General features: G+C 71.2%; 12 protein-coding genes and 1 tRNA gene. 9 read left to right on the forward strand and 4 right to left on the reverse strand.

Annotation, left to right across the window (positions count from 1 at the left end; all coding sequences use genetic code 11):
* Nucleotides 1-17: 17 nt before the first annotated feature.
* Nucleotides 18-1334 carry a D-arabinono-1,4-lactone oxidase gene (locus ACLQ23_RS30930; RefSeq protein WP_425735763.1) on the reverse strand — a complete coding sequence of 439 codons (1317 nt, stop codon included), beginning with the start codon at nucleotides 1332-1334 and terminating at the stop codon, nucleotides 18-20.
* 226 nt (nucleotides 1335-1560) lie between these two features.
* On the opposite strand from ACLQ23_RS30930, the gene ACLQ23_RS30935 reads away from it, so the two are divergent.
* Nucleotides 1561-2163 (forward strand): TetR/AcrR family transcriptional regulator, encoded by a 603-nt coding sequence (locus ACLQ23_RS30935; RefSeq protein WP_355588504.1) that lies wholly within the window; start codon nucleotides 1561-1563, stop codon nucleotides 2161-2163.
* A gap of 46 nt (nucleotides 2164-2209) precedes the next feature.
* On the opposite strand, the gene ACLQ23_RS30940 is transcribed toward ACLQ23_RS30935, so the two are convergent.
* On the reverse strand, nucleotides 2210-3418 hold the full coding sequence (locus ACLQ23_RS30940) for an amino acid deaminase/aldolase (RefSeq protein WP_355588137.1): 1209 nt from the start codon (nucleotides 3416-3418) through the stop codon (nucleotides 2210-2212).
* Nucleotides 3419-3726: 308 nt separating this feature from the next.
* On the opposite strand from ACLQ23_RS30940, the gene tmk reads away from it, so the two are divergent.
* The 7 genes from tmk (at nucleotide 3727) to ACLQ23_RS30975 (ending at nucleotide 10215) form a co-directional block, all read left to right on the forward strand.
* On the forward strand, nucleotides 3727-5826 hold the full coding sequence (gene tmk, locus ACLQ23_RS30945) for a dTMP kinase (protein WP_355588506.1): 2100 nt from the start codon (nucleotides 3727-3729) through the stop codon (nucleotides 5824-5826).
* Nucleotides 5826-7097: a DNA polymerase III subunit delta' gene (locus tag ACLQ23_RS30950; protein ID WP_355588139.1), complete on the forward strand. Its 1272-nt coding sequence runs from the start codon at nucleotides 5826-5828 to the stop codon at nucleotides 7095-7097. Before tmk ends, ACLQ23_RS30950 begins: the two co-directional genes overlap by 1 nt.
* Nucleotides 7098-7240: 143 nt before the next feature.
* Complete coding sequence (locus ACLQ23_RS30955; protein ID WP_053659404.1) at nucleotides 7241-7570, forward strand: YbaB/EbfC family nucleoid-associated protein; 330 nt, start codon at nucleotides 7241-7243, stop codon at nucleotides 7568-7570.
* A gap of 1 nt (nucleotide 7571) precedes the next feature.
* Nucleotides 7572-7877: a hypothetical protein gene (locus ACLQ23_RS30960; protein WP_355588141.1), complete on the forward strand. Its 306-nt coding sequence runs from the start codon at nucleotides 7572-7574 to the stop codon at nucleotides 7875-7877.
* The gene (locus ACLQ23_RS30965) at nucleotides 7877-8557 is read left to right on the forward strand and encodes a hypothetical protein (protein ID WP_053659407.1); all 681 of its coding nucleotides are present in this window, start codon (nucleotides 7877-7879) and stop codon (nucleotides 8555-8557) included. The genes ACLQ23_RS30960 and ACLQ23_RS30965 overlap by 1 nt, the downstream gene beginning before the upstream one ends.
* Before the next feature lie 109 nt (nucleotides 8558-8666).
* On the forward strand, nucleotides 8667-9506 hold the full coding sequence (locus ACLQ23_RS30970; RefSeq protein WP_355588143.1) for a PSP1 domain-containing protein: 840 nt from the start codon (nucleotides 8667-8669) through the stop codon (nucleotides 9504-9506).
* A 298-nt stretch (nucleotides 9507-9804) separates the two neighbouring features.
* Nucleotides 9805-10215, forward strand: coding sequence for a hypothetical protein (locus ACLQ23_RS30975; protein ID WP_355588145.1), 411 nt, complete (start codon nucleotides 9805-9807; stop codon nucleotides 10213-10215).
* Nucleotides 10216-10253: 38 nt separating this feature from the next.
* Here the strand turns inward: ACLQ23_RS30975 and ACLQ23_RS30980 are convergent, their stop codons facing one another.
* Entirely contained in the window at nucleotides 10254-12035 is a 1782-nt protein-coding gene (locus ACLQ23_RS30980; protein WP_425735787.1) for a metallophosphoesterase family protein, read from the reverse strand.
* A 114-nt stretch (nucleotides 12036-12149) separates the two neighbouring features.
* Here ACLQ23_RS30980 and ACLQ23_RS30985 point away from each other — a divergent pair.
* Nucleotides 12150-12226, forward strand: a tRNA-Thr gene (locus ACLQ23_RS30985).
* A gap of 92 nt (nucleotides 12227-12318) precedes the next feature.
* Here the strand turns inward: ACLQ23_RS30985 and ACLQ23_RS30990 are convergent.
* Nucleotides 12319-12525 carry a tyrosine-type recombinase/integrase gene (locus tag ACLQ23_RS30990; RefSeq protein ID WP_425735786.1) on the reverse strand — a complete coding sequence of 69 codons (207 nt, stop codon included), beginning with the start codon at nucleotides 12523-12525 and terminating at the stop codon, nucleotides 12319-12321.
* Between the last annotated feature and the right edge of the window lie 545 nt (nucleotides 12526-13070).

The raw sequence follows: 13070 nt of genomic DNA on the forward strand, positions 1-13070 counted from the left end.
CCAAGATCTCGGGCACCCTAGGCGCCGAGGACGTGGGTCAGGTGGGGGTTCGTGAAGACGCGGTGGGGGTCCAGGCGGTTGCGGAGGGCCTGGAAGTCGGTGAAGCGCGGGTACGCGGCGGCCAGCGACTCCGCGTCGCGGTAGTGCAGCTTGCCCCAGTGCGGGCGACCGCCAAGCTCGGCGGCCACCTTCTCGAAGGCCCGGAAGTACGGCTCGTACGGCATGCCGACGTACTGGTGCACGGCGATGTACGCGGAGTCCCGGCCGTACCCGTGCGACAGCCAGATGTCGTCGGCGGCGGTGAACCGCACCTCGACGGGGAAGAGCACCTTGAACGGCAGGCCGTCGATGATGCGCCGGAGCGCGGTCAGCGCCTCGGTAAGCGCCTCGCGGGGCAGGCCGTACTCCATTTCGACGAAGCGGACTCGGCGCGGTGTGCAGAAGACCCGGTCGGAGCGGTCGGTGTAGTGCCGTTCGGTGAGCGCGCGGGCGGAGACGGCGCTGATGCCGGGTGCCAGCGCGGGCACGGCACGGCCGAGGCGGCAGGCACCGGCGAAGACGGTGTTGGACAGGAAGTCGTCGTCCAGCCATCCGCGCCACCGGGGCAGCGGGCGGTCGTTGGCGGGTACCCGGTCGTTGGCTTTGACCTGGACGCGGGTCGTGTAGGGGAACCAGTAGAACTCGACGTGGTCGTGCCTGTCGATGAGAGCCGGTAGTTCGCCGAGCACGTCGGCGAGTTCGGCGGGGCGTTCGTGGGCGTGCAGGACGAAGGCGTCCACGCAGCGCAGCGTCACGTCGATGAGGACGCCGAGCGCGCCGAGGGACACCCGGGCTGCGGCGAAGATGTCGGGGTTTTCGTCGGCGGAGCAGTGCAGCAGTTCGCCGGTGCCGGTGACGAGGGTGAGCGCCTCGACGAACGTGGAGAGGCAGCCGTATGCGGCGCCGGTGCCGTGGGTGCCGGTGGAGATCGCCCCGGCCACCGTCTGCGCGTCGATGTCGCCGAGGTTGGGCAGTGCGAGGCGGTGCCGGGCGAGTAGCCCGTTGAGCGCTTGCAGGGTCGTTCCCGCCGGTACGGTGACCAGTCGCCGCTCGACGTCGACGCTGACTGTGGTCTCCAACTCGGACAGTTCCATCCGCCGGTCGTCGGCCAGGGCGATGGGGGTGAACGAGTGGCCGCTGCCGGCGACGCGGATCCGGCCTCCGGTGGCTGCGGTGGCACGGACGGCTTCGACGACATCGCTCGGCGAGCCGGGGCGCAGGATCGCGGTGGCGGTGCCACGCTGGTTGCCGGCCCAGTTTGACCAACGGGCGGGAGGCGATGCGGTGCCGGCCATGCAGGCTCCTCAATCATGAATATGAACTGACTTCATATCAGGAACGTTGTACCTGGTAAATACCGCAATTGCGGTCCGCTCGTTGTACCGGTAGTCACGGACTCGTGACATGAAGATATGTTCATCCGTCGAAGGGGGGTGGCGCCGAGTGTCCACACCAGCCGCCACGACCGGGCCGCTGCGCCGCGTACCGGTGCAGGGTCGAAGTGTCGCGCGGGTCCAGCGCATGTTGGATGCCTGCGCCGAACTCGTCGACGAGGTGGGGTACGAGGGACTGACCACTACCCTGCTCGCTGAGCGGGCCGAAGTGGCGATCGGTTCGGTCTACCAGTTCTTTCCGGACAAGCGGGCGATCGTGCAGGCGCTGACCCTGCGCACCATGGAGTCGTACCTTCAGCGACTCGACGAGCGCTTCGCCTCCGACGAGATGACCCACTGGTGGGACGGTGTCGACGCGGGGATCGACGAGTACATCACTATGCACCGCACCGTCCCCGGTTTCCGTACTCTGCACTTCGGCGACGTGGTCGACCTGCACCTGCTCGACGAGCAGCGGGACAACAACGGCGTGATCGCCGACCAGTTGGCCCGGGTGCTCACCGAACGTTTCGGGCTCACCGATGTGCCGAAGCTGCGCTTCGTCCTGGAGATCGCGGTAGAGGCGGCCGACGCGCTGATCAAGCTCGCGTTCCGCCGGAAGTCCGACGGCGACGAGCGGGTGCTGCTCGAGGCGAAGGCGCTGATCCGGGAATATCTGCACCGCCAGGTCGACGGCCCGGAGAGCGACCGTCCAGTCGCCGTTCCGGTCGAGGCGGCCCAGCCCGCCTGAGGCGGCCCGGTCCGCAGTGACCGTGACCGTGCGCTGCCCTGGCGCGTCACAGGAAGGCACGGCCTTCGCCCCGGTAGGTGGGAACGGTCGCCACGACCGCATCCCCCTCGACCAGGTGCAGCTCGTTCACCCGTTCGCACAGCTCACCGGCTTTGGCGTGCCGGAACCACACCCGGTCGCCGATGCACAGGGTGCTCGCCGCCGTACCGGACAGCGGGGTCTGCACCTCGCCGGCGCCCTCGGTGCCGACCAGCTTCAGGCCGGCCGGCAACCACGGCCGGGGGAGCCGGCTGTCGGCGGCCGGTCCGGAGGCGATCCACCCGCCGCCGAGCACTGTCGCCAGCTCGGGCGTCGGGCGGCGGACCACAGCGCAGGCGAAGAACGCCGCCGGGATGGGGCGCCAGGCACGGTAGGCGTCGAACAGCGTCGGCCCGTACAGGCCCGATCCCGCGGTGACCTCGGTTACCGCGGGATCGGCGCTTGTCGCCGCCACGCTGCCGGTGCCGCCGCCGTTCACGAACTCCAGGTCGGCGTGTTCGCGTACCGCTGCCACCGCCGCGCCCCGGCGGGCCAGCAACTCGCGGTACGACCCGCGCTGGGCCAGCCTGATCGCGCCGGCCAGCAGCGTCTGCCCCGGCGGCGCGTCGCCCAGGCCGGCGATCTGCGCCTCGTACGACATCAGGCCGACCAGCCGGAAGCCGGCCCGACCGGTGACGGTGGCGGCGAGCGCGCCGGCTGCTCGGGCGCTGTGCACCGGTGAGCGGCGTACGCCGACGTGGACCCGACCCCGCAGTGGTCGCCAGGAGGCGTCCAGGTCCAGGCAGAGCCGCAGTTCGGCGCGCTGCCCGGGGGCACGGACGGCGTCGATGAGGTCGAGCTGCCCGGTGCTGTCGATCATGAGGGTGATCGCGGCGGCGAGGGTCGGGTCGGCGGCCAACTCGGCGAGCGCTGCCCGGTCTGCGCTCGGGTAGGCGAGCAGCACGTCGTCGCTGACTCCGGCGCGTACCAGCCAGATCGCCTCGGGCAGGGTGAACGCCATCACGCCCCGCCAGCCGGGCCGGGCGAGCGCCCTGCTGATCAACTCCCGGCTGCGGACCGACTTGCTCGCCAGCCGGAGCGGTTTGCCTGCGGCGCGGTCGGTCAATGCGACCGTGTTCGCGTCGAAGGCGGTGAGATCCACCACGGCGTACGGCGGGTCGAGGTGGTCGGTCGCCCGGTCCAGGCGCTCGCGGAGTTTGTCGCTCTCGATGGCCACGTGTGCACGCTAACTGTCCGACGGTGAATGCGAAATACCCTCGCGTACGTCCGGGCTGCGGTCGGTACCTTCGGCGGCCTAGGCTCAGCGAGCAGGAGAATGTCGCCGGTGGGGCGGCCCCCCACCGGGTCTAGAGTGTTCCACCGGGGGTGCCCAGCGATGGGCCGGCACGTGGAGGTACGGCCATCGAAAGCCAGAACAGCGGCGAGTCGCCCGGCGTGTCGCGCCCGGGTGACCAGTCGAGCAGCGCCGCCAATCAGACCAGTGCCGCCCAGGGGGATCCGTCCGGCTACGCCGCGATCCGCTCGATCCTGCGGATCCAGCCGTTCCGGCGGCTCTGGATCGTGCTCGGCGCCGCCTCCTTCGGCGACTGGTTCGGCCTGCTGGCCACCTCGGTCTTCGCCGCCTCGCAGGTGCAGGGCAGCACCGCCCAGGGCGCGGCCTTCGGTGGCGTCATCGCCATCCGGCTGCTGCCCGCGCTGGTGCTCGGCCCGGTGGCCGGCGTGCTCGCCGACCGGTTCGACAGGCGCTGGACGATGGTCATCTGCGACGTGCTGCGGTTCGTGCTCTTCGCCTCGATCCCGATGGTCGCGCTTGCCGGCGCGAGCGGCGCGATGGTGGTCCTGTGGGCGACCATCGCCACCTTCCTGATCGAGTCGATCACCCTGATCTGGATCCCGGCCAAGGAGGCCGCGGTCCCCAACCTGATCCCGCGCGCCCGGCTTGAGGCGGCCAACCAGCTCACGCTGATCACCACGTACGGCCTCACCCCGGTGCTCGCCGCGGCCGTCAGCGCCGGCCTGGACCGCAGCGTCCGGGGCATCACCGGAGGCGAGTTCCCGAACTGGGCCGAACCGGCCCAGCTGGCGCTCTGGTTCAACTCCTTCTCCCGACTGGCGACCGCTCTTGTCGTCGCCTTCGGCATCAAGGAGATCAGTCAGGGGCAGACCGCCGAGGGCGACCGCACCGAGCAGAGCATGCTGCGCCAGTTCAAGGAGGGCTGGCAGTTCATCGGGCAGACCCCGCTGGTGCGTGGGCTGGTCCTCGGCATCCTGGGCGCGTTCGCCGGTGGCGGCATCGTGATCGGCACCGCGAAGTTCTTCGCCAGCTCGCTCGGTGCCGGCGATGCCGCGTTCTCGCTGCTCTTCGGTGCGATCTTCGTCGGTCTGGCGGTCGGCATCGGCCTCGGTCCCATGATCGTCAAGGACATGTCCAGGCGTCGCTGGTTCGGCATGAGCATCGTGCTGGCAAGCGCCGCCGTGATGACCCTCTCCTTCGCCATCCACCTGTCCATGGCGATCGTGGGCGCGGTGCTTGTCGGTGCGGGCGCCGGGATGGCGTTCCTGGCCGGCACCACCCTGCTCGGGGGTGAGATCGCCGACGAGGTCCGTGGCCGGGTCTTCGCGGTCGTGCAGATCGGCACCCGGCTCGTGCTGATCCTGGCCATCGCGCTGAGCAGCCTGCTCGCCGGTGTCGGTGGCTCGCGCAAGCTGGAGATCGCCGACCTGGGCATCTCCATCTCGTCGACCCGACTGTTGCTGCTCGCCGCCGGTGCCGCCGGCATCTTCGCCGGGATCAGCGCCTTCGGCCAGATGGACGACAAGAAGGGCGTCCCGGTCCTCGCCGACCTGTGGGGCTCGATCCGGGGCCGTCCGCTGATGCCCGCCGAGCCGTTCGTCTCGGCCGGCCTGTTCGTGGTGTTCGAGGGCGGCGAGGGCGCCGGCAAGTCCACCCAACTCGCCGCGCTCGCCGAGCGGCTGCGGGCCGACGGGCGCGACGTCCTGGTCACCCGCGAACCGGGGGCCACTGCCGTCGGTCGGCGGATCCGGTCGCTGGTGCTCGACACCTCGGGCGACGAGGCGCCGTCGCCACGCGCCGAGGCGCTGCTCTATGCCGCCGACCGGGCGCACCACGTGGCCGCCGTCGTCCGGCCCGCGCTTGTCCGCGGCGACGTGGTGATCAGCGACAGGTACGTCGACTCGTCGCTCGCTTACCAGGGCGCGGGACGTACGCTCCCGGTCGACGAGGTCTCCTGGCTCTCCTCCTGGGCCACCGGTGGGCTCAAGCCCGACCTGGTGGTGCTGCTCGACGTCGAGCCGCAGACCGGCCTGTCCCGGGTCGCCTCCCGCAGCGGGGAGGCCGACCGGCTCGAGGCCGAGTCGATCGCCTTCCACGAACGCGTCCGGTACGCCTTCCTCGACCTTGCCGCCGCCGACCCGAAGCGCTACCTGGTGCTCGACGCGTCCCGCCCGGCCGACGAGATCAACGGCCTGGTGGTGCGGCGTGTCGAGGAGATGCTCGGCAGGCCGGGCGGCATCGTGCACCCCCGCCCGGCACAGGGCCCGGACACCTCGGTGCAGCCCGAGTTATCCGACGCGGAGCTGGTGACGATGGAGCACAAGACCTGATGCCTGACGTCTTCGCCGACCTGGTCGGTCAGGACGAGGCGGTGACCGAGCTGCGCCGGGCCGCCGCGGCGGCAGCCGCCGTGCTGCGCGCCGCTGCGGCCGACCGTGCACCCGCGCTGCTCGCCGCCGGCCCCACCAGCGGCGACGAGCCCGAGACAGCCGCCGTGCCCGGAGGGCCCGATGCGTCCACCGGGATGACCCACGCGTGGATCTTCACCGGGCCACCCGGCTCGGGCCGCTCGGTCGCCGCGCGGGCCTTCGCCGCCGCCCTTCAGTGCGTGCACGGCACCGGCTGCGGCGAGTGCCCCGGCTGCCACACCACGATGGGCGGCACCCACGCCGACGTCCGGCTTGTGGAGCCGGAAGGACTCTCCATCGGCGTCAACGACATGCGCGCTCTGGTGCTCCGCGCCGCCAGCACCCCGTCCGGTGGGCGCTGGCAGGTGGTGGTCATCTCCGACGCCGACCGGCTCACCGAGGCCGCCGGCAACGCGCTGCTCAAGGCGATCGAGGAGCCTCCACCGCGTACCGTCTTCCTGCTCTGCGCGCCGTCCACCCACCCGGACGACATCTCGGTGACCATCCGGTCGCGCTGCCGGGTCGTACCCCTGCGGCAGCCGCCGGCCGCGGCGGTGGCCGAGGTGCTGGTCCGTCGCGACGGCGTCGCGCCCGACGTGGCGCGATGGGCGGCGGCTGCCGCGCAGGGTCACGTGGGTCGGGCGCGCCGGCTGGCCCGCGATCCGGAGGCCCGCAAGCGACGTGAGGCGGTGCTCGCGGTGCCGCGTCGGCTGACCGGTGTCGGTGCGGCGTTCGACGCGGCGTCCGCCCTGATCGAGGCCGCCGAGGCGGAGGCCAAGGCGTCGGTGTCCGAGGCGGACACGACCGAGCGGACCGCGCTGGAGCGGGCGCTCGGCGCGGGCGGCACCGGCCGGGGCGCGGCCGGCGCGATGCGCGGCGCGGCCGGGCAGCTCAAGGAGTTGGAGAAGCGGCAGAAGTCGCGGGCCACCCGGGCCCAGCGCGACGCGTTGGACCGGGCGCTTGTCGACCTGGCGGGCTTCTACCGGGACGCGCTCACCATGGCGCTGCGCGCGCCGGTCGACCCCGTGCACACCGATACCGCCGCGCTGGCCGGTGCCGGCGCCCAGAAGTGGGACGCCGAGGGGTCGCTGCGCCGTCTGGAGGCCGTGCTCGCCTGCCGGGCGGCCATCGAGGCGAACGTCAAGCCGCGGATCGCGGTCGAGGCGATGATGCTCGCCCTCTGGAAGGGCTGACCCGCAGCACTCGGCCGTGGTCCCGTCCGCCGGACCGTTCATCCACAGGCCATCGACACGTGCGATTGCTGTGCGGTACGGTCCGGTGTGCCGTGGTGACGGTTGCAGCACGCTCAGTGAGGGCCATCCGGGAGGAGTCGCCGATGCCGCGGGGGGAGATCGACGAAGCCTGGATCGAGGAGGCGGTGCGGCGCTACCGCCGCATCGAATCGCTCCAGGCCGAGTTCGACCAGGCGGTGTCGACCGTCGAGGTCACCGTCCGGTCGCCGGACGGGCTCGTCGAGGTTGTGGTCACCGCAGGCGGCCGGATCACCGACGTCCGGTTCCTCGGGCCACTGCACTCCCGCAGTCCACGCGACGTTGCCGGCTCAGTGCAGGCAGCGGTCACCGCGGCAGCCGACGCCGCCGAGTGGGCCCGCGAGAAGCTGCACAACGAGACGTTCGCCGCCTACCGACCACTCGCGGGGGCCTGAGATGGAGGCACTGCGCGCGCTCTCCGCCCGACTGGACGAGGCGAGCGCCACGCTCACCACCCTGTCGCACCGGGTCACCGCCAGCGACCCGCCGCAGGTCGCGTTCGGAGCGGACGCCCCGGGCCGACCCGGCGAGATCGGCCGTGCGCTGCACCGGCAGTGGGTCGCCGCCACCGACGACCGTGCTCGCGAGGCGCGGGCAGCTGCCCACCGGCTGGCCTCCGCCGCAGCGGCGATCCGCGAGGCCGCCGACCGTTACAGCGACGTCGACAGGGCCGCCCGACGCCGGATCGGCGGGGAGCGGTGATGGACCCGCTGGACCGGCTCGCCGAACCCGGCCTCGACCTGCTGCGCCGCGTCGACGCGTTGCTCGCCGCAGGTGTTCCCGAGGGGCACCGGGTCTGGCCGCTGCTGCGCCGGATGCAGGTGCTGCCGGGCGACGCCGTGCGGGGCTTCCTCGATCTGCATCCCACGCCGCTCGCCAGCGCCGGGCACGCGGTGCGCCGGCTCGTCCGGGGGTACGACGACGTCAGCGCCACGCTCACCGACCCGGTGCTCTGGGCCGGTCCGGCAGCCACGGCGTACGGGCAGGAACGCGCGGCGCTACTGCACCACCTCGACGACGGCCCGGAGAGCCTGGTCGGGCGACTGGAATCCACAGCCGGATATGCGGATGCGCTCGCCGACTGGGTGGAGGGCAGCCGGCTCGCACTGGCCCGCACCCTGGCCGACGTGCTGCGCTCGGCCGAGGCGGTCGCCGTGGTCGCCGCCACCGCCGCTGGCCCACCGCGCCGCATCGAGCCCGTCGGGCCAGGTGTGGCCGACGCTGCCGAGATCGCCGCGCGGGTGCTGGCGGTGCTCTCCGTCGCGTACGACGGTGTCGAGACGTTGCTGCGCCAGTGGGCGCCGAGCCTGGCCGAGTCCACCTGGCGGCCGACGGTGAGCGGCCGACCCCGCTACGACCAGCCCACAAGGGTCGGCTGGTAACCAGCAACCGCTGACGCTCCCTGGGCGACGGTCATCGATGCGAGCACGGTGTAATCGTTCGGCGACAGCCGGCGCGCGGTGGGGCCATGGTCCGTCGTAGGGTGGAGCAATGGGCATGCTCTGCGCGGTCAGCTTCAACCGGTACGGGCGCCTCTACTACCTCGACCCGGGCGAGCTGCGCCCACAGGTGGGCGACAAGGTGCTGGTGCCCACCGACGACGGGCCCGAGGTGGCCGAGTGCGTCTGGGCCGCCCAGTGGGTGACCGAGGAGACCGACGGCTTCCCCCGACTGGTCGGGCTGGCCGGCGACGACGACCTGAGCCGGGACGAGGCGCTGCGTCGGCGTAAGGCCGAGGCCAAGGTGGCCGCGAAGCGGCTGATCCGGGCACACGGCCTGCCCATGAAGGTGGTGGCCGTCGACCACGTGCTCGCCTCCGCCGACGGCGGTGGCGAGCGCAGCACCGTCTACTTCACCGCCCCGCACCGGGTGGACTTCCGCTCCCTGGTCCGCGACCTGGGCGCGACCCTGCACTGCCGGGTCGAGCTGCGCCAACTCTCCGCCCGGGACTCCGCCCGCGTCCAGGGCGGCATCGGCTCGTGCGGTCGGGACCTGTGCTGCGCCACATTCCTCAACGACTTCGAGCCGGTGACCATCCGGATGGCGAAGGACCAGGATCTCCCGCTCAACCCGCTGCGCATCTCCGGCGCGTGCGGCCGGCTGATGTGCTGCCTCAAATACGAGCACCCGCTGTACCAGCGCTTCCAGGAGAGCGCCCCGGCGGTGGGCAGCCGGGTCAGCACGCCGGAGGGCGACGGGCGGGTGGTCGGCCACAGCGTCCCCCGTGACGCGGTGACGGTCCGACTGGACGCCGACGGCTCCCGCTGCTCCTGCTCCCGGGCGTCCGTCTGCGCACCCCGCCAGGCCCACGACCAGCACTACACCCCCTGATACCGACCTTATCGCCTCTCAATGAGTGGCGGGTCGTGCCAGCCGCCGTCGTGTCGGTGACAGTATTTCCGATAGGGCAGTGGCAACGACTCTCTTCACTGCGGCGTGGGCCAGCCGCATTCGGGGTCGTCATTAGGCCTGGCATGTGGATGGAAAACCTTTGGTAAGGCTGCGTCGCCATGCTGTTCGGCAGGAGGCGGCTACGGCAGGTAGCTGCCGAGCCCTACGGGAGGGAAACGCGATGCGGGTCAGTCAGGGTGCGTCCGCAAGGTTGCCCGGGAGAAGGCGACAAGCGTTCATGAGGCGGCTTGTGGTGATCGCCGCAGGTGCGCTCGGCCTGCTGGTCGCACTGATCACGCCTGCGCAGGCCGGCACCAGTTGGGTCAGCCACGACGGCGGGGCCAACGTGAAAGTAGTCTGGACTTTCCACGGCAAGCAGATGGTGTCGCTCACCTTCACCGTGGCCGATACCAAATGCAACGCCGCCTCCGCCTGGGGTGACGTGGGGTTGCGAAAAGTGGAAGGGATTTTCATCTCGTACCACGGCCTGTTGAACGACCTCGGGTGCGGCACGACGAAGACGCACAGCACCGGTCCCTTCTCGACCGGCTTCGACATCCTGAGCTTGCAGATCTGCGCCGATGGCGACGGGGTGGGTAAGAAGACGCCCTCGGCCTGCGGTTCGTGGCATGACAATCCCTATACGTGACAGGTGATCGATGACCCGGTCACCCTTTTCTGACCACGTCAGTGAAGGGTGACCGGGGGTTCGGCCAGGCGCGGCGTCAGCGGCGTCTTCGGGGTCAGCCAGCTCGCCGTCGGGGACTGGTCGCGGTTGACCTGCCAGTCGCGCGCAACCCGGTCCACCCCGATCGGGTAGATGGTCAGCGTGCCGTCCGGGTCGATGCGCAGCCGGAGGAACGACTTGGCGTCCTCGATGCCCTGCCCGGCGAACAGTTCGTTGACGTTCACCCCGAAAGACCCCGCCACCAGCAGGTACGCCGCCACGAGCTGGCTGGATACCAGCCCGATCACCGGCCCGTACAGCACCACGGCCGCGGCGGCCGGCAGCGGCCAGGGCCAGTCGTAGAACGGCAGCGCCAGCCAGGCCCAGGTGCCTGCCGCGGCCAGCGCCACGTGCGCCACTCCGTGGCTGACGCCGAGGATCCAGTGCCGCACGTGCCTCTTGCCGCTCGCGTTGGGCGGCTGGGCGAACAGAACTGCCGCCGCCACCGTGACCAGCGCCATCGCCACCAGCGGAACGCTGAACAGGCGCTGCCCGGTGGCGTCGGTCCAGTTGGCGGTCGCGCCGGCCATGGCCAGCATCAGCAACGTGTGCAGGGTGCCGAGCAGGGTGGTGAAACCCGGGTTGCGCAACGGCAGCCGGGCGAAGATGCCCCAGCTGTAGCGGCGGGAACGGGCCGCGTCCGGATAGCGGGCCGCCAGGTCGTACGGCCGAGCACGGCTGGCTTTCCGCGCCAACGTGTCGCGCGGCGGCACTTCGAGGCGCTCCGGCAGTTTGTGGGTGGGATACAGGTACGCACCACCGCCGCCACAGGTGATCAACTGGCGGTCGGTGCCCGTGTAGCGGGCGTAGTGGTGCAGGTCGCCGGAGAGCAGCAGCCGCACCTTCGCCCCGGTCGGGTCGATGATCGTGCGGATGAAGTAGTCGATGGAGTCGTACGCCGTCGGGTGGTCGGCGGCCTTGACCCAGGTCGGCGCCGGCGCCGCGATGATGATCTTCGACTCCGGGCCGAGTTGCCGGGCCACCTCGTCGAAGTACGCCAACTGTGGGTCGTCGAGGTACGAGCCGGACTGGTCGTCCACGCCGAGCAGCCACCAGCCGGCGGGCAACTCCACAGCGAAGTACGACCGCGACTGCCCGGTGCCCCAGCCGCCGAAGTTGCGGTCGCGGGAGCGGACGAACAACCGCAGGAACGCTGTCAAACCGTCATACCAGTCGTGGTTGCCGGGTACCGCGAACAGCGTCGGCTGTTCCGGCGGCGGCACCGGCAGCGCCGCCTGGTAGGGGCCCTTGCAACGGTTCTCGTACTCGGCGTAGGCCGCCGACGGGTACACCTGGTCGCCGCCCATCACCAGCGTCTGCGCCCGGGGCAGCCGGTGCCCGTCCACGGTCAGTTCCGGCTGCGCCAGCAGGTACGCCACCGAGTAGGTGGCGTTGAAGCCGTCGCCCAGGTCGGCCACGTAGTCGAGCCACAGCCCACCGTCCGGACCGGCCTGGCGGAAGACACCGTCGCCGAACGCGTTCTGCAACTCGCGCTTGTCCAGGTACGCCCCGAACAGCATCGCCAGCAACGTCCGGATGCCCGTGCTGATCAGCAGGAACGGGGCCAGCCACGGCACCGGTTTGCGCGGGGTGAAGCCCAGCTCCAGCGGGTCCGTGGAGCGCGGCCGGTGTGCGAACCGCTCATCGGCCGGTACGGGATCGGGGCGGGCGTCCGTCGGATCGGGGGTGCGAGGGGTGTGATCGTCGCTCACCCGCCGCAGCCTAGTGCCGCTCGCGATGATCCGCTGTCCGGTAAACGTCTAGATGGCATTCGTTGTCCGGTTAGTGGCAGTGAGCGGGGCGAGGGGTATCCCGTTCGGTCCACGGCCGGGGGTGCCGTACACTTGCTGATCGTTGCCGCCTTAGCTCAGTCGGCTAGAGCGACGCACTCGTAATGCGTAGGTCGACGGTTCGATTCCGTCAGGCGGCTCCACTGAAAGGCCCAGGTCACCGGCTTGATCGCCGATCATGACCTGGGCCTTTTGCTTGCCGTCGCGAGGTCGAGCAGCCAAGCGAGCAGCCAACCTACTCACCGGACCACAGCGCCCCCTCCAGCCGCGCCGCAGCTTCCCGAGCCACCTCAGGGGCCACGTGGGCGTAGATGTTGAGGGTGACGCTGATCTGAGAGTGACCGAGGATCTCCATGACCACGCGGGCGGGCACGCCCTGGGCGAGAAGGACGCTGGCTGCCGTGTGCCGCAGGTCGTGAAGACTGGCGCGCCGTCCTGGGATACAACCGCAATAGGGCTGCGACCAGGGTCAGCAGACGTCCGGATCTGCTGGGATCAGCGCGCTGAGGTGTCGCAGGCCGCTGCCGCTGTCGCTCTGCGGCCGTCACGCCTGATGCCCGGCGGCTGGCGCGGACAGCGGGAAGCCCGGAGGGCCGCCGCAGAACGACAGGGAGGTTGTTGACCGGTGGTGTGGCCGGCAGCCAGCCGCGCCGCTCGGCCAGCAGCCCGCGCGGCGTATAGAGCGCACGCCGGCCGCGTCGGCGTGCTGGCCGGCGGTCGCGCGGCTGCGGTCAGAGCGCCTCCGGCGGGGGCGCAACGACTCCAGGATGGCCGGGGCTTCGCCAGCGGGTCACGGTCCGTGGGTGGTTGCGGTAGGCCATCCCGCCTGCCACCGACCCGGGGCAAGCCGAGCAGACCACCGCTCCCTAGAAGGCAGGTCGGCGGCATACGGGATGGGTAGATGTGGCGGCTAGTGCCGTGACCACGAACGTTGACGGTGTTGGGGTCAGGCTGCTCGGGTGGTGGGTTGGCCCCAGTGTCGTTGTC

The sequence above is a fragment of the Micromonospora sp. DT41 genome (assembly GCF_049841715.1).
In the GTDB taxonomy this organism is placed as follows: Bacteria; Actinomycetota; Actinomycetes; order Mycobacteriales; family Micromonosporaceae; genus Micromonospora; species Micromonospora profundi.